The sequence below is a fragment of the Streptomyces sp. D2-8 genome, from assembly GCF_023184515.1.
Taxonomy (GTDB): domain Bacteria; phylum Actinomycetota; class Actinomycetes; order Streptomycetales; family Streptomycetaceae; genus Streptomyces.
Map to the genome: position 1 here is coordinate 231,273 of NZ_JAAHBP010000013.1, position 21,776 is coordinate 253,048.

Here is a 21,776-nt window from a genome sequence, read left to right on the forward strand (position 1 = left end):
CGGCTGGGTCCGCAACCCGGCGGCACGGGTGCCGCCGCGCCCACCCGTGCCGCCCTCAGCGGCACGCATGCCCGCAGCTGAGCGGGACCACGACGCGTCCGCACCCGCGTACGGCGAGAAGGGGCCGTGTCGGGGGGTGTCCGCCCGCAGCGGTTGGCGCGTCAGCGGAGAGTCAGTCGGCGTGAGACCCCCTCGTGCCGTTCCGAGGACGGACCCCCCGACGCGGCCCGACCCACCACGGCGACAGGGCGCTAAGACACCAGCCAGTCGTCCACCCCCGCCAGCAGCTTCGTCTTCACGCCCTCCGGCGCCGCAGACCCCCGGATCGACTGCCGCGCCACCTCCGCCAGCTCCGCGTCGGTGAACCCGTGGTGCCGCCGCGCGATCTCGTACTGCGCGGCGAGGCGCGACCCGAACAGCAACGGGTCGTCCGCGCCCAGCGCCAGCGGAACCCCCGCCTCGAACAACGTCCGCAGCGGCACGTCCCCCGGCTTCTCGTACACCCCCAGCGCCACGTTCGACGCCGGGCACACCTCGCACGTCACCTGCCGGTCCGCCAGCCGCTTCATCAGCCGCGGATCCTCCGCCGCCCGCACCCCGTGCCCCACCCGGGTCGCCCCCAGGTCGTCCAGACAGTCCCGTACCGACGACGGCCCCGACAGCTCGCCCCCGTGCGGCGCCGACAGCAGCCCGGCCTCACGCGCGATCCCGAACGCCCGGTCGAAGTCCCGCGCCATCCCCCGCCGCTCGTCGTTCGACAGCCCGAAGCCGACCACGCCCCGGTCCGCGTACCGCGCCGCCAGCCGCGCCAGCGTCCGCGCGTCCAGCGGGTGCTTCATCCGGTTCGCCGCGACCAGCACCCGCATCCCGAGCCCGGTCTCGCGCGACGTCGTCTCCACCGCGTCCAGGATGATCTCCAGCGCCGGAATCAGCCCGCCCAGCCGCGGCGCGTACGACGTCGGGTCGACCTGGATCTCCAGCCACCCCGACCCGTCCCGCAGATCCTCCTCCGCGGCCTCCCGCACCAGCCGCTGGATGTCCTCCGGCTCCCGCAGACACGAACGCGCCGCGTCGTACAGCCGCTGAAAGCGGAACCAGCCCCGTTCGTCCGTCGCCCGCAGTCTCGGCGGTTCCCCGCCGACCAGCGCCTCGGTCAGCGCGTCGGGCAACCGCACCCCGTGCTTGTCGGCCAGTTCCAGCACGGTCGTGGGCCGCATCGACCCGGTGAAGTGCAGGTGCAGATGGGCTTTCGGCAGCTCAGAGACATCACGTACACGCTCCATCCCAGGATCCTGCCGTACGTCCCAGCCGTCCCGGTAGCTGTTTCCCCTTTCGTGGTCTTGCTCGCACAAAGAAACCGGCACAAACAAAGGGGGCACATACCGAATCCGGTATGTGCCCCACTCAGTGGGAAGCGTCAGTCCCTGGCCTCCGCCAGCAGCTTCTGGATCCGGCTCACACCCTCGACCAGATCCTCGTCGCCCAGCGCGTACGACAGCCGCAGGTACCCGGGCGTACCGAACGCCTCACCCGGCACCACCGCGACCTCGGACTCCTCCAGGATCAGCGCGGCCAGCTCGACCGAGTCCTTGGGCCGCTTGCCCCGGATCTCCTTGTCGATCAGCGCCTTCACGGAGGGGTACGCGTAGAACGCCCCTTCCGGCTCCGGGCACACCACGCCGTCGATCTCGTTCAGCATCCGCACGATGGTCTTGCGGCGCCGGTCGAAGGCCTCACGCATCGTCGCCACGGCGTCGAGGTCACCGGAGACGGCGGCCAGCGCGGCGGCCTGGGCGACGTTGGACACGTTCGACGTGGCGTGCGACTGCAGGTTCGTCGCGGCCTTGACGACGTCCTTCGGGCCGATGACCCACCCGACACGCCAGCCGGTCATCGCGTACGTCTTCGCGACACCGTTGACCACGATGCACTTGTCGCGCAGCTCGGGCAGCACCGCCGGCAGCGACACCGCGGAGGCGTCGCCGTAGACCAAGTGCTCGTAGATCTCGTCGGTCAGCACCCACAGGCCGTGCTCGACGGCCCAGCGGCCGATCGCCTCGGTCTCCTGCTCGCTGTAGACCGCGCCGGTCGGGTTCGACGGCGAGACGAAGAGGACGACCTTCGTCTTCTCCGTACGGGCCGCCTCCAGCTGCTCGACGCTCACCCGGTAGCCGGTCGTCTCGTCGGCGACGACCTCCACCGGGACACCCCCGGCCAGCCGGATCGACTCCGGGTACGTCGTCCAGTACGGCGCGGGCACGATGACCTCGTCACCCGGGTCGAGGATCGCGGCGAAGGCCTCGTAGATGGCCTGCTTGCCACCGTTGGTGACCAGGATCTCCGAGACGTCGGGCTCGTAGCCGGAGTCCCGCAGCGTCTTCGCGGCGATCGCGGCCTTCAGCTCGGGCAGACCACCGGCCGGCGTGTAGCGGTGGTACTTCGGGTTCTTGCAGGCCTCGATCGCGGCCTCGACGATGTAGTCGGGGGTCGGGAAGTCGGGCTCACCGGCGCCGAAGCCGATCACCGGCCGCCCTGCGGCCTTGAGGGCCTTGGCCTTGGCGTCCACGGCGAGGGTGGCGGACTCGGAGATCGCGCCGACTCGGGCGGAGACCCGGCGCTCGGTGGGAGGGGTTGCAGCGCTCATGGGCCCCATCGTTTCAGACTGGAAACGCGCGCGGCACGGGGGTTTCACAGACTGAACAACGTCGGGCAAATCCCTGAACAACCGTGCGGATCGCCCGCCCGGCCTGGGCGATCTTCAGCGGATTCACGTCAGTCCGCTCCCCGTTCCGGAGGCGATCTTCCGCCAACGAGCCCTCCCGCGGGCCCTTTCTGTTCGACGACCGGCCGCAGAGCACGTACACTCTCACCTCGTTGGCCTTCAGCAGGCCGCGCCCGTTCGGTGCACACCACGCATCCGGATGGATGCGGTACGTTGGGGGACACACAAAGGGTCGTAGCTCAATTGGTAGAGCACTGGTCTCCAAAACCAGCGGTTGGGGGTTCAAGTCCCTCCGGCCCTGCTACACACACCTTCGCCAGGATGTGTGCGCATGTACGTACAGCAATGCACCGCCGTGCGGCTCAGACCGGGCGCGGCACGGCCACGACCCGGAATCAGGTGAGGACGAGTGACGGACGCCGTGGGCTCCATCGACATGCCTGATGCCCAGGACGAGGCGCCGGAGTCCAAGAAGGCCCGCAAGGGCGGCAAGCGCGGCAAGAAGGGCCCGCTGAAGCGGCTTGCCCTCTTCTACCGCCAGATCGTCGCGGAACTGCGCAAGGTCGTCTGGCCGACCCGCAACCAGCTGACGACCTACACGACCGTGGTGATCATCTTCGTCGTCATCATGATCGGCCTGGTCACCGTGATTGACTATGGGCTCAGCAACGCCGCCAAGTACGTGTTCGGCTGAGCAGTCCGCGAAGAGCGCCGAGGTACCCGGCGCTCCTTTCGCATGTTCCACCCCTATGTATCCAGGAAGAAGCAGCCACCGTGTCTGACCCGAACGTGAACGACGCCATCGAGCCGGTCGAGTCCGTCGAGGACGAGCTCGACATCGTCGAGGGCGCGGACAGCGAGGACACCGAGGCCTCCGCCGAGGTCGAGGCTGCCGACGCCGTCGCGGACGACGCCGCCGAGGCGGAGACCGAGGACGGCGAAGAGGCCGCGGAAGAACTCGAGGAAGAGCCCGAGGACGACCGCGACCCGATCGAGAAGCTCCGCGAGGAACTGCGGGTCCTGCCCGGCGAGTGGTACGTCATCCACACCTACGCCGGCTACGAGAACCGCGTGAAGACCAACCTGGAGCAGCGCGCCGTCTCGCTGAACGTCGAGGACTACATCTTCCAGGCCGAGGTGCCGCAGGAAGAGGTCGTCCAGATCAAGAACGGCGACCGCAAGACGATCAAGCAGAACAAGCTTCCGGGCTACGTCCTCGTCCGCATGGACCTGACGAACGAGTCCTGGGGCGTCGTCCGCAACACCCCCGGCGTCACCGGCTTCGTGGGCAACGCCTACGACCCGTACCCGCTGACCCTGGACGAGATCGTCAAGATGCTCGCCCCCGAGGCCGAGGAGAAGGCCGCCCGCGAGGCCGCCGAGGCCGAGGGCAAGCCGGCTCCGCAGCGCAAGGTCGAGGTCCAGGTGCTGGACTTCGAGGTCGGCGACTCGGTCACCGTCACCGACGGCCCGTTCGCCACGCTGCAGGCGACCATCAACGAGATCAACCCGGACTCGAAGAAGGTCAAGGGCCTCGTCGAGATCTTCGGCCGCGAGACGCCGGTCGAGCTCTCCTTCGACCAGATCCAGAAGAACTAACTTCCGGACTCACTGCTTCCGCGCAGGTCAGGCGATCGCTCCGGCGTCCGTCTGACCTGCTCGGTTTTTGGCCGCGCATCTATACCCGTTATCGTTGTGCGGTATGCCTGCGTCCGGGTGGTCCCCGTGTGCAGGCAGGACCCGAATCGAAAGGACCCGGAGAGCTATGCCTCCCAAGAAGAAGAAGGTCACGGGGCTCATCAAGCTCCAGATCCAGGCCGGTGCCGCCAACCCGGCCCCGCCCGTCGGCCCCGCGCTGGGTCAGCACGGCGTGAACATCATGGAGTTCTGCAAGGCCTACAACGCCGCGACCGAGTCGCAGCGTGGCTGGGTGATCCCGGTGGAGATCACGGTCTACGAGGACCGTTCCTTCACCTTCATCACCAAGACGCCGCCGGCCGCGAAGATGATCCTGAAGGCCGCGGGCATCGAGAAGGGCTCCGGCGAGCCGCACAAGACCAAGGTCGCGAAGATCACGCGTGACCAGGTCCGCGAGATCGCCACCACGAAGATGCCCGACCTCAACGCCAACGACCTGGACGCCGCCGAGAAGATCATCGCCGGCACCGCCCGTTCCATGGGCGTCACGGTCGAGGGCTGAGCCCCAACCTCCATCAGCAGAAGTGGCGGGGCCTGCTCGGCCCGGACCACGACTCCTAAGAATCCACAGGAGCAGTAGTGAGCAAGCGCAGCAAGTCCCTTCGCGCTGCGGACGCCAAGGTCGACCGGGAGAAGCTCTACGCCCCGCTCGAGGCCGTCCGTCTCGCCAAGGACACCTCCACGACCAAGTTCGACGGCACCGTCGAGGTCGCCTTCCGCCTGGGTGTCGACCCGCGCAAGGCCGACCAGATGGTCCGTGGCACCGTGAACCTTCCGCACGGCACCGGCAAGACCGCCCGGGTCCTGGTCTTCGCGACCGGTGACCGTGCCGAGGCCGCGCGTGCCGCGGGCGCCGACATCGTCGGCGCCGACGAGCTGATCGACGAGGTGTCGAAGGGCCGTCTGGACTTCGACGCCGTCGTCGCCACCCCGGACCTCATGGGCAAGGTCGGCCGCCTCGGCCGCGTGCTCGGTCCGCGTGGTCTGATGCCGAACCCGAAGACCGGCACCGTCACCCCCGACGTGACCAAGGCCGTCACCGAGATCAAGGGCGGCAAGATCGAGTTCCGTGTCGACAAGCACGCGAACCTGCACTTCATCATCGGCAAGACGTCGTTCGACGACACCAAGCTGGTGGAGAACTACGGCGCGGCCCTGGAGGAGATCCTCCGTCTGAAGCCGTCCGCCGCCAAGGGTCGCTACATCAAGAAGGCCGCCATCAGCACCACGATGGGCCCCGGCATTCCGGTCGACTCGAACCGCACCCGCAACCTCCTCGTCGAGGAGGACCCGGCTGCGGTCTGAGCCTGAGGCTCACCCAACCGGTCACGGGCCCCGCACCTCTTACAGGTGCGGGGCCCGTTCCCTTTTCCGGTACGTACGCCGGTGGCCTGGGTTAACGTGCGGGAACCGGATGCGATCGGGGGAACGTATGCAGGGCACGACCGTGCGCCGTGTGGGCCTGGGGCTCGCGGTGGCGACCGCGCTGACAGGGGTGGCCGCCTGCACTTCTCAGGACTCCTCCGACGGCCCCGGCCAGGACGACCGCGCCGCGCGCGGCCGGACCCTCGCCGCCCTGCGCTCCGCCGAGCGCGCCACCGAGCACGCCGAGTCCGTCCGGGTCGAGTCCACGACGACCATGGGCTCGCTGATGTCCATGACCGCCGACGGCACCCTCGGCTGGAGCGACGGCATCACCGGCACCCTCACCATCAGGTACACCGGCGGCACCGTGGCCGACACCATGCGCCGGCTCGGCACCACCTCGATGGAGGCCCGCTACCTGCCCGAGGCGTACTACGCGCGCATGGGCGAGAAGTTCGCCGAACAGGCCGGCGGTAGGCACTGGATCCGGTACGCGTACGAGGACCTCGAAGCCCTCACCGGCGGCTCCGGTGCTCACCTCGGCGACCAGATGCGCAGCACCACGCCCAACCAGTCCGTGAAACTCCTGCTGTCCTCCGGCGACGTCAGGAAGGTCGGCGAGGAGACCGTCCGCGGCCGGCCCACCACGCACTGGTCCGGCACCGTGACGGCGGCCGGCGTCGCCGATGCCGGCCTGAGGAAGCAGCTCACCGCGGCCGGGGTCACCACCGAGACCGTCGACATCTGGGTCGACAAGCGGAACCTGCTGGTCAAGAAAGTCGAGAAGGCGCGGATGACCACGGGCCTGATGACCCAGACCGCGCACTACGCCGACTACGGCGTGGCGGTCCGGGCCGAGCGGCCCCCGCGGTCCGACACCGGTGACTTCGAGGACCTGATGCGGAAGAAGACCGGTACGCCCTGAGGGCCCGTCGCCGGAGATGACGCCCGCGGCGGCCGTCGCGAGATGTTCAAGGAGCTGGAGCAGGGCTGAACGGCCCTGCGCTGTTCCGCCGTACGGGGCGGATTTGCTTGACGGCGATCCGTTCCCGTACTCTCCTACAGAAGCCAAAGACCGCTGGTCGTTACCGCGCGCTCATCAGAGGGCGTGGTGGCCGAAGGATCCGCTGAACGGCGGACGACCCGCGCAGGTGACACTGGAGAAGCTCCCGCAACCCGCCGCCTCGCGCGTGCGTGAAACCGGTCGAGCTACGCCCCGTGCGCCTGCGCCGGGGCGTTTCGTTTTCCCCAGTCCTCCTTCGGGTCCGCGCGGTCCGAATCACCCGGAAGGAGGCCGAGGCTCATGGCGAGGCCAGACAAGGTCGATGCCGTCGAGGAGATGCGGGACAAGTTCCGCAACTCCAACGCTGCCGTCGTTACCGCGTACACCGGTCTCACCGTCGCGCAGCTCCAGAAGCTGCGTCGTTCACTCGGTGAGAACGCTCAGTACCGTGTGGCGAAGAACACGCTGACCAAGATTGCGGCCAACGAGGCCGGGATCACGACGCTGGACGACCTCTTTGCGGGTTCGTCGGCCGTCGCCTTCGTGACCGGTGACCCGGTCGAGGCGGCGAAGGGTCTCCGTGACTTCGCCAAGGACAACCCCAGTCTCGTCATCAAGGGCGGCGTCCTTGACGGCAAGGCGATGTCCGCCGATGAGATCAAGAAGCTTGCGGACCTCGAGTCCCGCGAGGTTCTGCTCTCCAAGCTGGCCGGTGCCATGAAGGGCAAGCAGTCCCAGGCTGCCTCTGTCTTCCAGGCGCTGCCGTCGAAGCTCGTCCGCACCGTGGACGCGCTCCGTGCCAAGCAGGACGAGCAGGGCGGTGCCGAGTAACTCGGCTCGCATCCCGGCCGCCGCTGCCTGAATGCGGCGACCGTAGCGGGCCACACGTACGCCCGCCTCACATGTACATCCGGCACCTGCCGAATTAGTGGAAGGACCGCCATCATGGCGAAGCTCAGCCAGGAAGACCTGCTCGCGCAGTTCGAGGAGATGACCCTCATCGAGCTCTCCGAGTTCGTGAAGGCGTTCGAGGAGAAGTTCGACGTCACCGCCGCCGCTGCCGCGCCGGTCGTCGTCGCCGGTGGTGCCGCTGGTGGCGCCGCTGCCGAGGCCGCTGAGGAGCAGGACGAGTTCGACGTCATCCTCACGGGTGCCGGAGACAAGAAGATCCAGGTCATCAAGGTCGTGCGTGAGCTGACCTCCCTGGGTCTGAAGGAGGCCAAGGACCTCGTGGACGGCGCCCCGAAGCCCGTTCTCGAGAAGGTCGCCAAGGACGCCGCCGAGAAGGCCGCCGAGTCCCTCAAGGGCGCCGGCGCCTCCGTCGAGGTCAAGTAACACCTCTCGGATCCGCCAGGATCCACGACACGTCCGACTGGACGTGTAACGCGTAAGCGCCGAAGAGCGATCATCCATCCGGGTGGTCGCTCTTCGGCGTTCTCGGGGGTCGGCCACGGTTGCCTTGAACCCTCAGTGGCGGGGGGTATGGTGATCTTCGTCGTGTCTCCGGGCGGCCCCGGATCGGGCAGGGGGGCCTTGACGAACCGCACGCAGCGCGCAATTCTCAGGACGCGTCGTCACAAGGATCCGAATCCGAGGCATGGATCGACGACGAAGAGGGCAGTACTAACGTGCGTTGAGGGCAGCGCCTTGTCGCAGGAGTGGAACAACGAGGGTGAACACGGGTTTCACGACCCGCACTGGACATCAGTGTGCCAAGTGGCTACACTGACCCTTTGCGCTGCCTGTTAGCTGTCCCCTGCCCGTCACCAGGGGTCTGCCCTCGCCCGAGCATCGACGACAAGACATGTCTGACCTGGCCATACGGCTGGACCGACACAGCTTGTCTCTGTGTACGGGAGAGGGGCCGGTACGCGCGTAGTGAGTCCGAGCCCTCGGAAGGACCCCCTCTTGGCCGCCTCGCGCAACGCCTCGACCGCGAATACGAACAACGCCGCCAGCACTGCCCCGCTGCGCATCTCTTGTGCAAAGATCAAGGAGCCTCTCGAGGTTCCGAACCTGCTCGCGCTGCAGACCGAGAGCTTCGACTGGCTGCTCGGCAACACGGCCTGGCAGAGTCGGGTCGAGGAGGCTCTCGAGAACGGTCAGGATGTCCCCACCAAGTCCGGGCTCGAGGAGATCTTCGAGGAGATCTCCCCGATCGAGGACTTCAGCGGGTCGATGTCGCTGACCTTCCGCGACCACCGCTTCGAGCCGCCGAAGAACTCCATCGACGAGTGCAAGGAGCGCGACTTCACGTACGCGGCCCCGCTCTTCGTCACCGCCGAGTTCACCAACAACGAGACCGGCGAGATCAAGTCCCAGACGGTCTTCATGGGCGACTTCCCGCTCATGACGAACAAGGGCACCTTCGTCATCAACGGCACCGAGCGTGTCGTGGTGTCGCAGCTCGTCCGTTCGCCCGGTGTCTACTTCGACTCCTCCATCGACAAGACGTCCGACAAGGACATCTTCTCCGCCAAGATCATCCCGTCCCGGGGTGCCTGGCTGGAGATGGAGATCGACAAGCGCGACATGGTCGGTGTCCGCATCGACCGCAAGCGCAAGCAGTCCGTCACCGTCCTGCTCAAGGCGCTCGGCTGGACCACCGAGCAGATCCTCGAGGAGTTCGGCGAGTACGAGTCCATGCGCGCCACCCTGGAGAAGGACCACACCCAGGGCCAGGACGACGCGCTGCTCGACATCTACCGCAAGCTGCGTCCGGGCGAGCCCCCCACGCGTGAGGCCGCGCAGACGCTGCTCGAGAACCTCTACTTCAACCCCAAGCGCTACGACCTGGCCAAGGTCGGCCGCTACAAGGTCAACAAGAAGCTGGGTGCGGACGCTCCGCTGGACGCGGGCATCCTGACCGTCGAGGACATCATCTCGACGATCAAGTACCTGGTGAAGCTGCACGCGGGCGAGATCGAGACGGTCGGCGACAGCGGTACGAACATCGTCGTCGAGACCGACGACATCGACCACTTCGGCAACCGCCGCCTGCGCAGCGTGGGCGAGCTCATCCAGAACCAGGTCCGTACGGGTCTGGCGCGTATGGAGCGTGTCGTCCGCGAGCGGATGACGACCCAGGACGTCGAGGCGATCACGCCGCAGACCCTGATCAACATCCGGCCGGTCGTCGCCTCCATCAAGGAGTTCTTCGGCACCAGCCAGCTGTCGCAGTTCATGGACCAGAACAACCCGCTGTCGGGTCTCACCCACAAGCGCCGTCTGTCGGCCCTTGGCCCGGGTGGTCTCTCCCGTGAGCGGGCCGGCTTCGAGGTCCGTGACGTGCACCCCTCGCACTACGGCCGCATGTGCCCGATCGAGACGCCCGAAGGCCCGAACATCGGTCTGATCGGCTCGCTCGCCTCCTACGGCCGGGTCAACGCGTTCGGTTTCGTCGAGACCCCGTACCGCAAGGTGTTCGAGGGCCAGGTCACCGACGAGGTCGACTACCTGACCGCCGACGAGGAGGACCGCTTCGTCATCGCGCAGGCCAACGCGCCGCTGACGGACGACCTCCGCTTCGCCGAGGCCCGCGTGCTGGTCCGCCGTAAGGGCGGCGAGGTCGACTACGTCACCGGCGAGGACGTGGACTACATGGACGTCTCGCCGCGCCAGATGGTGTCGGTCGCGACGGCCATGATCCCCTTCCTCGAGCACGACGACGCCAACCGTGCCCTCATGGGCGCGAACATGATGCGTCAGGCCGTGCCGCTGATTAAGTCCGAGGCCCCGCTCGTCGGCACCGGCATGGAGTACCGCTCCGCGGTCGACGCCGGCGACGTGGTCAAGGCCGAGAAGCCCGGTGTGGTCCAGGAGGTCTCCGCGGACTACATCACCACCGCCAACGACGACGGCACGTACATCACGTACCGCCTGGCCAAGTTCGCCCGCTCCAACCAGGGCACCTCGGTCAACCAGAAGGTCATCGTCAACGAGGGCGACCGGATCATCGAGGGCCAGGTCCTCGCCGACGGTCCGGCCACCCAGAACGGCGAGATGGCGCTCGGCAAGAACCTGCTGGTCGCGTTCATGCCGTGGGAGGGTCACAACTACGAGGACGCGATCATCCTGTCGCAGCGCCTCGTGCAGGACGACGTCCTCTCCTCGATCCACATCGAGGAGCACGAGGTCGACGCCCGTGACACCAAGCTCGGCCCGGAGGAGATCACCCGGGACATCCCGAACGTCTCCGAGGAGGTCCTCGCCGACCTCGACGAGCGCGGCATCATCCGTATCGGTGCCGAGGTCGTCGCCGGCGACATCCTCGTCGGCAAGGTCACGCCCAAGGGTGAGACCGAGCTGACCCCCGAGGAGCGCCTGCTCCGCGCGATCTTCGGTGAGAAGGCGCGCGAGGTGCGCGACACCTCGCTGAAGGTGCCGCACGGCGAGATCGGCAAGGTCATCGGCGTCCGCGTCTTCGACCGCGAGGAGGGCGACGAGCTTCCCCCCGGTGTGAACCAGCTGGTGCGCGTGTACGTGGCGCAGAAGCGCAAGATCACCGACGGTGACAAGCTCGCCGGCCGTCACGGCAACAAGGGCGTCATCTCGAAGATCCTGCCGATCGAGGACATGCCGTTCCTGGAGGACGGCACCCCGGTCGACATCATCCTCAACCCGCTGGGTGTCCCGTCCCGAATGAACCCGGGACAGGTCCTGGAGATCCACCTCGGCTGGCTCGCCAGCCGCGGCTGGGACGTCTCCGGCCTCGCGGACGACTGGGCGCAGCGCCTGCAGGCCATCGAGGCCGACCAGGTCGCGCCGGGCACCAACGTCGCCACCCCCGTCTTCGACGGTGCGCGTGAGGACGAGCTGGCCGGTCTGCTGAACCACACCATCCCGAACCGCGACGGCGAGCGCATGGTGCTCCCGACCGGTAAGGCGCCGCTGTTCGACGGCCGCTCCGGCGAGCCGTTCCCGGAGCCGATCTCGGTCGGCTACATGTACATCCTCAAGCTGCACCACCTGGTCGACGACAAGCTGCACGCCCGGTCGACCGGTCCGTACTCGATGATCACCCAGCAGCCGCTGGGTGGTAAGGCCCAGTTCGGTGGCCAGCGCTTCGGTGAGATGGAGGTGTGGGCGCTGGAGGCTTACGGCGCCGCGTACGCCCTCCAGGAGCTGCTGACCATCAAGTCCGACGACGTCACCGGCCGCGTGAAGGTCTACGAGGCCATCGTCAAGGGCGAGAACATTCCCGAGCCCGGCATCCCCGAGTCCTTCAAGGTGCTCATCAAGGAGATGCAGTCCCTGTGCCTCAACGTGGAGGTGCTGTCCTCGGACGGCATGTCCATCGAGATGCGCGACACCGACGAGGACGTCTTCCGCGCTGCGGAGGAGCTTGGCATCGACCTGTCCCGGCGTGAGCCGAGCAGCGTCGAAGAGGTCTGACGGGAGTTCGGAGGCCTTCGTGATGAAGGCCTCCGGCCCCAGGACCCCCGTATCAGACCCCATGACTTACAACCCTGAGAGGGATTGACGCATAGTGCTCGACGTCAACTTCTTCGACGAGCTCCGGATCGGTCTGGCCACCGCTGACGACATCCGTCAGTGGAGCCACGGCGAGGTCAAGAAGCCCGAGACGATCAACTACCGCACGCTCAAGCCCGAAAAGGACGGACTCTTCTGCGAGAAGATCTTCGGTCCGACCCGGGACTGGGAGTGCTACTGCGGCAAGTACAAGCGTGTCCGGTTCAAGGGCATCATCTGTGAGCGGTGTGGCGTCGAGGTCACCCGCGCCAAGGTGCGCCGTGAGCGGATGGGCCACATCGAGCTCGCCGCGCCCGTCACGCACATCTGGTACTTCAAGGGTGTCCCGAGCCGGCTGGGCTACCTGCTCGACCTGGCTCCCAAGGACCTCGAGAAGGTCATCTACTTCGCGGCGTACATGATCACGTACGTCGACGAGGAGCGCCGTACGCGCGACCTGCCCTCGCTGGAGGCCCACGTCTCCGTCGAGCGCCAGCAGATCGAGCAGCGCCGCGACGCCGACCTGGAGGCCCGCGCCAAGAAGCTCGAGACCGACCTGGCCGAGCTGGAGGCCGAGGGCGCCAAGGCCGACGTGCGCCGCAAGGTGCGCGAGGGTGCCGAGCGCGAGATGAAGCAGCTGCGGGACCGTGCGCAGCGCGAGATCGACCGTCTCGACGAGGTGTGGAACCGGTTCAAGAACCTCAAGGTCCAGGACCTGGAGGGCGACGAGCTGCTCTACCGCGAGCTGCGTGACCGCTTCGGCACGTACTTCGACGGCTCGATGGGTGCCGCGGCGCTGCAGAAGCGCCTGGAGTCCTTCGACCTCGACGAGGAGGCCGAGCGCCTCCGCGAGATCATCCGTACCGGCAAGGGCCAGAAGAAGACCCGTGCGCTCAAGCGCCTGAAGGTCGTCTCCGCGTTCCTGCAGACCAGCAACAGCCCCAAGGGCATGGTGCTCGACTGCGTGCCGGTCATCCCGCCGGACCTGCGTCCGATGGTGCAGCTGGACGGTGGCCGCTTCGCGACCTCCGACCTGAACGACCTGTACCGCCGTGTGATCAACCGGAACAACCGCCTGAAGCGCCTTCTCGACCTCGGTGCGCCCGAGATCATCGTGAACAACGAGAAGCGCATGCTCCAGGAGGCCGTCGACGCGCTGTTCGACAACGGTCGTCGTGGTCGCCCGGTCACCGGTCCCGGTAACCGCCCGCTGAAGTCCCTCAGCGACATGCTGAAGGGCAAGCAGGGCCGCTTCCGTCAGAACCTGCTCGGTAAGCGTGTGGACTACTCCGCGCGTTCCGTGATCGTCGTCGGTCCGCAGCTGAAGCTGCACCAGTGCGGTCTGCCGAAGGCGATGGCGCTGGAGCTCTTCAAGCCGTTCGTGATGAAGCGCCTGGTCGACCTGAACCACGCGCAGAACATCAAGAGCGCCAAGCGCATGGTCGAGCGCGGCCGCACGGTCGTGTACGACGTGCTGGAAGAGGTCATCGCGGAGCACCCGGTTCTGCTGAACCGTGCGCCCACGCTGCACCGCCTCGGCATCCAGGCCTTCGAGCCGCAGCTGGTCGAGGGCAAGGCCATCCAGATCCACCCGCTCGTCTGCACCGCGTTCAACGCGGACTTCGACGGTGACCAGATGGCCGTGCACCTGCCGCTGTCCGCGGAGGCGCAGGCCGAGGCCCGCATCCTGATGCTGTCCTCGAACAACATCCTCAAGCCGGCCGACGGCCGCCCGGTGACGATGCCGACCCAGGACATGGTCCTCGGTCTGTTCTTCCTCACCACCGACGGCGAGATGCGCGACCTCAAGGGCGAGGGCCGTTCCTTCGCCTCGGTCGCCGAGGCGATCATGGCCTTCGACGCGGGCGAGCTCTCGCTCCAGTCGAAGATCGACGTCCGCTTCCCGGTCGGCACCATCCCGCCGCGTGGCTGGACCCCGCCGGCGCGTGAGGAGGGCGAGCCCGAGTGGCAGCAGGGTGACACCTTCCGGCTGAACACCACCCTGGGCCGCGCGCTCTTCAACGAGCTGCTGCCCGAGGACTACCCGTTCGTCGACTACGAGGTCGGCAAGAAGCAGCTCTCCGAGATCGTCAACGACCTCGCCGAGCGCTACCCGAAGGTCATCGTGGCGGCGACGCTCGACAACCTGAAGGCGGCCGGCTTCTTCTGGGCGACCCGCTCCGGCGTCACCGTGGCCATCTCCGACGTCGTCGTTCCCGAGGCGAAGAAGGAGATCGTCAAGGGTTACGAGGCGCAGGACGAGAAGGTCCAGAAGCAGTACGAGCGCGGTCTGATCACCAAGGACGAGCGCACGCAGGAGCTCATCGCGATCTGGACCAAGGCGACCAACGAGGTCGCCGAGGCGATGAACGACAACTTCCCGAAGACCAACCCGATCTTCATGATGGTGAACTCGGGTGCACGAGGCAACATGATGCAGATGCGTCAGATCGCCGGTATGCGTGGTCTGGTGTCGAACGCGAAGAACGAGACGATCCCGCGTCCCATCAAGGCCTCCTTCCGTGAGGGCCTGTCCGTGCTGGAGTACTTCATCTCCACGCACGGTGCCCGTAAGGGTCTGGCGGACACCGCTCTGCGTACCGCCGACTCGGGTTACCTCACGCGTCGTCTGGTCGACGTCTCCCAGGACGTCATCATTCGCGAGGAGGACTGCGGCACCGAGCGCGGTCTGCGTCTGAAGATCGCCGACCGCAACGCCGAGGGCGCGCTGATCAAGACGGAGGACGTCGAGACGTCCGTGTACGCGCGCTGCCTCGCCGAGGACATCGTGGTCGAGGGGCAGGTGCTGGCCCCGGCCGGTACCGACCTGGGCGACGTCCTCATCGAGGAGCTCGTCAAGCGCGGCGTCGAGGAGGTCAAGACCCGCTCGGTCCTGACCTGCGAGTCCGCCGTCGGCACCTGCGCGATGTGCTACGGCCGTTCGCTGGCCACCGGCAAGCTGGTCGACATCGGTGAGGCGGTCGGCATCATCGCCGCCCAGTCCATCGGTGAGCCCGGTACCCAGCTGACGATGCGTACCTTCCACACCGGTGGTGTGGCCGGTGACGACATCACCCAGGGTCTGCCGCGTGTCGTCGAGCTCTTCGAGGCCCGTACCCCGAAGGGTGTCGCCCCGATCTCCGAGGCCCAGGGCCGCGTGCGGATCGAGGAGACCGAGAAGACCAAGAAGATCGTCGTCACCCCGGACGACGGCAGCGACGAGACGGCGTTCCCGATCTCGAAGCGTGCCCGTCTCCTGGTCAGCGAGGGCGAGCACGTCGAGGTGGGCCAGAAGCTCACCGTGGGTGCCACCAACCCGCACGACGTGCTGCGCATCCTGGGTCAGCGTGCCGTCCAGGTCCACCTGGTCGGCGAGGTCCAGAAGGTCTACAACTCGCAGGGTGTGTCGATCCACGACAAGCACATCGAGATCATCATCCGGCAGATGCTGCGCCGCGTGACGATCATCGAGTCCGGCGACGCCGAGCTGCTGCCCGGCGAGCTGGTCGAGCGCTCGAAGTTCGAGCACGAGAACCGTCGTGTGGTCCAGGAGGGCGGTCACCCGGCCTCCGGTCGTCCGCAGCTCATGGGTATCACCAAGGCCTCGCTGGCGACGGAATCCTGGCTGTCGGCCGCCTCCTTCCAGGAGACGACCCGAGTTCTGACGGACGCGGCGATCAACGCCAAGTCCGACAGCCTCATCGGCCTCAAGGAGAACGTCATCATCGGTAAGCTCATCCCGGCCGGTACGGGTCTGTCCCGCTACCGCAACATCCGGGTCGAGCCGACCGAGGAGGCCAAGGCCGCGATGTACTCGGCCGTCGGCTACGACGACATCGACTACTCGCCGTTCGGCACGGGCTCCGGCCAGGCCGTTCCGCTGGAGGACTACGACTACGGTCCGTACAACCAGTAAGCGGGTCGCTTGAGTCTGAAGGGCGGTCACCCTGCGGGGTGGCCGCCCTTCGGCGTTCCCGGGAGCCGGCGTCCCGGGTGGGACGGGCCAGGACGCCGCTCCTGCGGGCCCGCGGCGCGTCCGGGGAGTGCGGCGAGGTCGAGGTGTGTCCCCGCGCGGGAGCGCGTCTGTGGGCCGCCTGGCCGACATGCGGCGCCTTGCCGTCGACGCACCGGTGCCGGAAGCGCCGCTTCGGCGCATCATGGAAGGACTCCGGCCCCCGGGGAGGTGCTCCGTGTCGCAGCCGCCTTATCCGTCCTGGCAGCCCTGGCAGGGCTCTGGTGCCCCTTCGATGCTCGCGTCGCATGCCGATCGGGAGCGGGCCGTGGATGTGCTCAGAGCCGGGTACGGCGAGGGGCGGATGGAGCAGGGCGAGTTCGAGCAGCGGGTCGGGCGGGCGTATGCGGCGCGGACCGTGGGGGAGCTGGCGCTGCTCGTCGCGGATCTGCCGCAGGGGCCGCTGCCGCAGTCGGCGTCGGTGGTGCCCGTGCCGGCGACGTTCATGCCCGTGCCGCGGCCGCGGACCAACGGGAAGGCCGTCGCGGCCGGGGTGTGCGGACTGCTGTGCCTGCCGACCATGGGGCTGACCGGGATCCCGGCCATCGTGCTGGGGCATGTGGCCCGGGCCGAGATCCGCAGCCGTGGTGAGCTGGGGGACGGGCTCGCGCTGACCGGTCTCGTGCTCGGGTGGTTGTCCACGGCAAGCTGGGCACTCGTTCTGGTGTTGCTCACGGTGGTGTCCGTCGTAGCATCGTGAAGGTGTGCATATCGGACACTGGCCGCCGAATTGAAGATCGACAACGGCTCGGGGGCTTGACATGTCCCGCATGGTGATGCGGGCGGGGCCCATTTGTTTTGACCGCAGCGAATGCGGTAGGTACGCTCAGACCTTGTGCCTGGGGTGTGCCCTGGCTCGCGTGTGTGCCATGAACCGCACGCCGAGCTGACACCGGCCACCGCAATCTGCGCTTATTTCTGCCTGGCGGCGGGAGTCCGCGGGATTCGACACACCCGACCGCGTGGGTCGGCGACGTTCCAGGTTAGCTTTACCATTCGGCACACAGAAACCGGAGAAGTAGTGCCTACGATCCAGCAGCTGGTCCGCAAGGGCCGGCAGGACAAGGTCGAGAAGAACAAGACGCCCGCACTCGAGGGTTCGCCCCAGCGTCGCGGCGTCTGCACGCGTGTGTTCACGACCACCCCGAAGAAGCCGAACTCGGCCCTGCGTAAGGTCGCGCGTGTGCGTCTGACCAGCGGGATCGAGGTCACCGCTTACATTCCGGGTGAGGGACACAACCTGCAGGAGCACTCCATCGTGCTCGTGCGCGGCGGCCGTGTGAAGGACCTGCCGGGTGTTCGCTACAAGATCATCCGTGGCTCCCTCGACACCCAGGGTGTCAAGAACCGCAAGCAGGCCCGTTCCCGCTACGGCGCCAAGAAGGAGAAGTAAGAATGCCTCGTAAGGGCCCCGCCCCGAAGCGCCCGGTCATCATCGACCCGGTCTACGGTTCTCCTCTGGTGACGTCGCTCATCAACAAGGTGCTGCTGAACGGCAAGCGCTCCACCGCCGAGCGCATCGTCTACGGTGCCATGGAGGGTCTGCGTGAGAAGACGGGCAACGACCCGATCATCACGCTGAAGCGCGCGCTGGAGAACATCAAGCCGACCCTCGAGGTCAAGTCCCGCCGTGTCGGTGGTGCGACGTACCAGGTTCCGATCGAGGTCAAGCCCGGTCGCGCCAACACGCTCGCGCTGCGCTGGCTGGTCGGTTACTCCCGCGCCCGTCGCGAGAAGACCATGACCGAGCGTCTGCTCAACGAACTTCTCGACGCCTCCAACGGCCTCGGTGCCGCTGTGAAGAAGCGCGAGGACACCCACAAGATGGCCGAGTCCAACAAGGCCTTCGCGCACTACCGCTGGTAGTCGCTACCCACATCGAGACCGAGAGAAGACTGAAGCCTTATGGCTACCACTTCACTTGACCTGGCCAAGGTCCGCAACATCGGGATCATGGCCCACATCGACGCGGGCAAGACGACCACCACCGAGCGGATCCTGTTCTACACCGGCGTGTCGTACAAGATCGGTGAGGTCCACGACGGCGCTGCCACCATGGACTGGATGGAGCAGGAGCAGGAGCGTGGCATCACGATCACGTCTGCTGCGACCACCTGTCACTGGCCGCTCGAGGACGACGACTACACCATCAACATCATCGACACCCCGGGTCACGTCGACTTCACCGTCGAGGTGGAGCGCTCCCTGCGCGTGCTCGACGGTGCCGTGACGGTGTTCGACGGTGTCGCCGGTGTCGAGCCGCAGTCCGAGACGGTGTGGCGTCAGGCCGACCGTTACGGCGTGCCGCGTATCTGCTTCGTCAACAAGCTGGACCGTACCGGCGCCGAGTTCCACCGCTGCGTGGACATGATCTCGGACCGCCTGGGCGCGCAGCCGCTGGTCATGCAGCTGCCGATCGGTGCAGAGGCGGACTTCAAGGGCGTCATCGACCTCGTGACGATGAAGGCCCTGGTCTGGTCGGCCGAGGCGACCAAGGGCGAGATGTACGACACCGTCGACATCCCGGACACCCACGCCGAGGCTGCCGAGGAGTACCGCGGCAAGCTGCTCGAGGCCGTCGCCGAGAACGACGAAGAGCTGATGGAGCTGTACCTGGAGGGCACCGAGCCCACCGTGGAGCAGCTGTACGCCGCGATCCGTCGTATCACCATCGCGTCCGGCAAGAGCGGCGGCACCACCGTCACTCCCGTGTTCTGCGGCACCGCGTTCAAGAACAAGGGCGTTCAGCCCCTGCTCGACGCGGTCGTGCGCTACCTGCCCACCCCGCTCGACGTCGAGGCCATCGAGGGCCACGACGTCAAGGACCCGGAGCTGGTCGTCGCGCGCAAGCCGTCGGAGGACGAGCCCCTCGCCGCGCTGGCGTTCAAGATCATGAGCGACCCGCACCTCGGCAAGCTCACCTTCGTCCGCGTGTACTCCGGCCGCCTTGTTTCCGGCACCGCGGTGCTGAACTCGGTGAAGGGCAAGAAGGAGCGCATCGGCAAGATCTACCGCATGCACGCGAACAAGCGTGAGGAGATCGAGTCGGTGGGCGCCGGCGACATCGTCGCCGTGATGGGTCTCAAGCAGACCACCACGGGTGAGACGCTGTCCGACGACAAGAACCCGGTCATCCTGGAGTCCATGGACTTCCCGGCGCCGGTCATCCAGGTCGCCATCGAGCCCAAGTCGAAGGGCGACCAGGAGAAGCTGGGCGTCGCGATCCAGCGCCTGGCCGAGGAGGACCCGTCGTTCCAGGTCCACTCGGACGAGGAGACGGGCCAGACCATCATCGGTGGTATGGGCGAGCTGCACCTCGAGGTGCTGGTCGACCGTATGCGCCGTGAGTTCAAGGTCGAGGCCAACGTCGGTAAGCCGCAGGTCGCCTACCGTGAGACGATCCGCAAGGCCGTCGAGCGCGTGGACTACACCCACAAGAAGCAGACCGGTGGTACCGGTCAGTTCGCCAAGGTGCAGATCGCGATCGAGCCGATCGAGGGCGGCGACGCCTCGTACGAGTTCGTGAACAAGGTGACCGGTGGTCGCATCCCGAAGGAGTACATCCCTTCGGTCGACGCCGGTGCGCAGGAGGCCATGCAGTTCGGCATCCTCGCCGGCTACGAGATGACCGGCGTGCGCGTCACCCTGATCGACGGTGGCTACCACGAGGTCGACTCCTCCGAGCTGGCGTTCAAGATCGCCGGTTCGCAGGCCTTCAAGGAGGCCGCGCGCAAGGCCAGCCCCGTGCTGCTCGAGCCGATGATGGCCGTCGAGGTCACCACGCCCGAGGACTACATGGGTGAGGTCATCGGCGACATCAACTCCCGCCGTGGTCAGATTCAGGCCATGGAGGAGCGGGCCGGTGCCCGCGTCGTGAAGGGCCTGGTGCCCCTCTCGGAGATGTTCGGCTACGTCGGAGACCTCCGCAGCAAGACGTCGGGTCGCGCAAGCTACTCGATGCAGTTCGACTCCTACGCCGAGGTTCCCCGGAACGTCGCCGAGGAGATCATCGCGAAGGCCAAGGGCGAGTAACGCAGAGCGTCTGCACGCCGTAGGCTTGACTCCGGAGCCTTGAGGGGCATTCCGCCGCAATCGTGGTGAGAGTGCCCCGGGGCCCGGGCTTTCCAGCAAAGATCACCTGGCGCCGATGAGTAAGGCGTACCAGAACCACTCCCCAGGAGGACCCCAGTGGCGAAGGCGAAGTTCGAGCGGACTAAGCCGCACGTCAACATCGGCACCATCGGTCACATTGACCACGGTAAGACGACCCTCACGGCCGCCATTACCAAGGTGCTGCACGACGCGTACCCGGACCTGAACGAGGCCTCGGCCTTCGACCAGATCGACAAGGCTCCTGAAGAGCGCCAGCGCGGTATCACCATCTCCATCGCGCACGTCGAGTACCAGACCGAGACGCGTCACTACGCCCACGTCGACTGCCCCGGTCACGCGGACTACATCAAGAACATGATCACGGGTGCGGCGCAGATGGACGGCGCCATCCTCGTGGTCGCCGCCACCGACGGCCCGATGCCGCAGACCAAGGAGCACGTGCTCCTGGCCCGCCAGGTCGGCGTTCCGTACATCGTCGTCGCGCTGAACAAGGCCGACATGGTGGACGACGAGGAGATCCTGGAGCTCGTCGAGCTCGAGGTCCGTGAGCTCCTCTCCGAGTACGAGTTCCCGGGCGACGACCTGCCGGTCGTCAAGGTCTCGGCGCTCAAGGCTCTCGAGGGCGACAAGGAGTGGGGCAACTCCGTCCTCGAGCTCATGAAGGCCGTGGACGAGAACATCCCGCAGCCCGAGCGTGACGTCGACAAGCCGTTCCTGATGCCGATCGAGGACGTCTTCACGATCACCGGTCGTGGCACCGTCGTCACCGGTCGTATCGAGCGTGGTGTCCTCAAGGTCAACGAGACCGTTGACATCGTGGGCATCAAGCAGGAGAAGACCACCACCACGGTCACCGGCATCGAGATGTTCCGCAAGCTGCTCGACGAGGGCCAGGCCGGTGAGAACGTCGGTCTGCTGCTTCGTGGCATCAAGCGCGAGGACGTCGAGCGCGGCCAGGTCATCATCAAGCCGGGCTCGGTCACCCCGCACACCGAGTTCGAGGCGCAGGCCTACATCCTGTCCAAGGACGAGGGTGGCCGCCACACGCCGTTCTTCAACAACTACCGCCCGCAGTTCTACTTCCGTACGACGGACGTGACCGGCGTGGTGACCCTCCCCGAGGGCACCGAGATGGTCATGCCGGGTGACAACACCGAGATGAAGGTGGAGCTCATCCAGCCCGTCGCCATGGAGGAGGGCCTGAAGTTCGCCATCCGTGAGGGTGGCCGGACCGTGGGCGCCGGCCAGGTCACCAAGATCAACAAGTGAGTCTTCGGACTGGCTTGAGGGTCTGCTGACCTGAGTGGCTCGAAGGGGCCCGTACGACTTCGGTCGTGCGGGCCCCTTTGCTGTTGATCAGGACGGGTCCCGCCCGCACGGTTCAGGATTTG

The 21,776-nt window shown here is 67.0% G+C and carries 16 protein-coding genes and 1 tRNA gene; 15 read left to right on the top strand and 2 right to left on the bottom strand.

Features of this window, described 5'->3' with window-relative positions:
• Window positions 1–251 precede the first annotated feature (251 nt).
• Both G3I77_RS23710 and G3I77_RS23715 read right to left on the bottom strand, forming a co-directional pair.
• Complete coding sequence (locus G3I77_RS23710; RefSeq protein ID WP_248506927.1) at window positions 252–1,283, bottom strand: adenosine deaminase; 1,032 nt, start codon at window positions 1,281–1,283, stop codon at window positions 252–254.
• Between the two features lie 134 nt (window positions 1,284–1,417).
• Window positions 1,418–2,644 carry a pyridoxal phosphate-dependent aminotransferase gene (locus tag G3I77_RS23715; RefSeq protein ID WP_248506929.1) on the bottom strand — a complete coding sequence of 409 codons (1,227 nt, stop codon included), beginning with the start codon at window positions 2,642–2,644 and terminating at the stop codon, window positions 1,418–1,420.
• 306 nt (window positions 2,645–2,950) lie between these two features.
• Here G3I77_RS23715 and G3I77_RS23720 point away from each other — a divergent pair.
• The 15 genes from G3I77_RS23720 to tuf all read left to right on the top strand — a co-directional run bounded on the left by G3I77_RS23720 (window position 2,951) and on the right by tuf (window position 21,654).
• Window positions 2,951–3,023: transfer RNA gene (locus tag G3I77_RS23720), tRNA-Trp, on the top strand.
• A 108-nt stretch (window positions 3,024–3,131) separates the two neighbouring features.
• Complete coding sequence (secE, locus tag G3I77_RS23725) at window positions 3,132–3,416, top strand: preprotein translocase subunit SecE (RefSeq protein ID WP_104785540.1); 285 nt, start codon at window positions 3,132–3,134, stop codon at window positions 3,414–3,416.
• 80 nt (window positions 3,417–3,496) lie between these two features.
• Window positions 3,497–4,321 (top strand): transcription termination/antitermination protein NusG, encoded by an 825-nt coding sequence (gene nusG / locus G3I77_RS23730; protein ID WP_248506931.1) that lies wholly within the window; start codon window positions 3,497–3,499, stop codon window positions 4,319–4,321.
• Between the two features lie 166 nt (window positions 4,322–4,487).
• Window positions 4,488–4,922 carry a 50S ribosomal protein L11 gene (gene rplK, locus G3I77_RS23735; protein WP_003992325.1) on the top strand — a complete coding sequence of 145 codons (435 nt, stop codon included), beginning with the start codon at window positions 4,488–4,490 and terminating at the stop codon, window positions 4,920–4,922.
• Window positions 4,923–4,999: 77 nt separating this feature from the next.
• Entirely contained in the window at window positions 5,000–5,725 is a 726-nt protein-coding gene (gene rplA / locus G3I77_RS23740) for a 50S ribosomal protein L1 (RefSeq protein ID WP_248506932.1), read from the top strand.
• 127 nt (window positions 5,726–5,852) lie between these two features.
• Window positions 5,853–6,710 (top strand): hypothetical protein, encoded by an 858-nt coding sequence (locus G3I77_RS23745; RefSeq protein WP_248506933.1) that lies wholly within the window; start codon window positions 5,853–5,855, stop codon window positions 6,708–6,710.
• Between the two features lie 378 nt (window positions 6,711–7,088).
• Complete coding sequence (gene rplJ / locus G3I77_RS23750) at window positions 7,089–7,619, top strand: 50S ribosomal protein L10 (protein WP_248506934.1); 531 nt, start codon at window positions 7,089–7,091, stop codon at window positions 7,617–7,619.
• Window positions 7,620–7,733: 114 nt separating this feature from the next.
• Window positions 7,734–8,123, top strand: a complete 390-nt coding sequence (rplL, locus tag G3I77_RS23755; protein WP_033308983.1) for a 50S ribosomal protein L7/L12 — start codon at window positions 7,734–7,736, stop codon at window positions 8,121–8,123.
• A 573-nt stretch (window positions 8,124–8,696) separates the two neighbouring features.
• Window positions 8,697–12,182, top strand: coding sequence for a DNA-directed RNA polymerase subunit beta (gene rpoB / locus G3I77_RS23760; protein WP_248506935.1), 3,486 nt, complete (start codon window positions 8,697–8,699; stop codon window positions 12,180–12,182).
• Between the two features lie 94 nt (window positions 12,183–12,276).
• Window positions 12,277–16,176 (top strand): DNA-directed RNA polymerase subunit beta', encoded by a 3,900-nt coding sequence (locus G3I77_RS23765; RefSeq protein WP_248506937.1) that lies wholly within the window; start codon window positions 12,277–12,279, stop codon window positions 16,174–16,176.
• Between the two features lie 331 nt (window positions 16,177–16,507).
• Window positions 16,508–16,972: a DUF1707 and DUF4190 domain-containing protein gene (locus G3I77_RS23770; RefSeq protein ID WP_248506940.1), complete on the top strand. Its 465-nt coding sequence runs from the start codon at window positions 16,508–16,510 to the stop codon at window positions 16,970–16,972.
• A gap of 321 nt (window positions 16,973–17,293) precedes the next feature.
• On the top strand, window positions 17,294–17,665 hold the full coding sequence (rpsL, locus tag G3I77_RS23775) for a 30S ribosomal protein S12 (RefSeq protein WP_003948652.1): 372 nt from the start codon (window positions 17,294–17,296) through the stop codon (window positions 17,663–17,665).
• A 2-nt stretch (window positions 17,666–17,667) separates the two neighbouring features.
• Window positions 17,668–18,138: a 30S ribosomal protein S7 gene (gene rpsG, locus G3I77_RS23780; RefSeq protein ID WP_003992340.1), complete on the top strand. Its 471-nt coding sequence runs from the start codon at window positions 17,668–17,670 to the stop codon at window positions 18,136–18,138.
• A gap of 39 nt (window positions 18,139–18,177) precedes the next feature.
• Window positions 18,178–20,304 carry an elongation factor G gene (fusA, locus tag G3I77_RS23785; protein ID WP_248506943.1) on the top strand — a complete coding sequence of 709 codons (2,127 nt, stop codon included), beginning with the start codon at window positions 18,178–18,180 and terminating at the stop codon, window positions 20,302–20,304.
• 156 nt (window positions 20,305–20,460) lie between these two features.
• Entirely contained in the window at window positions 20,461–21,654 is a 1,194-nt protein-coding gene (gene tuf, locus G3I77_RS23790) for an elongation factor Tu (RefSeq protein WP_030839706.1), read from the top strand.
• Window positions 21,655–21,776: the final 122 nt, after the last annotated feature.

Bases quoted from the DNA above. Each gene is read 5' to 3' on its own strand.
- G3I77_RS23710 (WP_248506927.1), bottom strand. From the start codon at position 1,283: ATGGAGCGTGTACGTGATGTCTCTGAGCTGCCGAAAGCCCATCTGCAC.
- G3I77_RS23715 (WP_248506929.1), bottom strand. From the start codon at position 2,644: ATGAGCGCTGCAACCCCTCCCACCGAGCGCCGGGTCTCCGCCCGAGTC.
- rplK (WP_003992325.1), top strand. From the start codon at position 4,488: ATGCCTCCCAAGAAGAAGAAGGTCACGGGGCTCATCAAGCTCCAGATC.
- G3I77_RS23745 (WP_248506933.1), top strand. From the start codon at position 5,853: ATGCAGGGCACGACCGTGCGCCGTGTGGGCCTGGGGCTCGCGGTGGCG.
- rplJ (WP_248506934.1), top strand. From the start codon at position 7,089: ATGGCGAGGCCAGACAAGGTCGATGCCGTCGAGGAGATGCGGGACAAG.
- rplL (WP_033308983.1), top strand. From the start codon at position 7,734: ATGGCGAAGCTCAGCCAGGAAGACCTGCTCGCGCAGTTCGAGGAGATG.
- G3I77_RS23770 (WP_248506940.1), top strand. From the start codon at position 16,508: ATGCTCGCGTCGCATGCCGATCGGGAGCGGGCCGTGGATGTGCTCAGA.
- rpsG (WP_003992340.1), top strand. From the start codon at position 17,668: ATGCCTCGTAAGGGCCCCGCCCCGAAGCGCCCGGTCATCATCGACCCG.
- fusA (WP_248506943.1), top strand. From the start codon at position 18,178: ATGGCTACCACTTCACTTGACCTGGCCAAGGTCCGCAACATCGGGATC.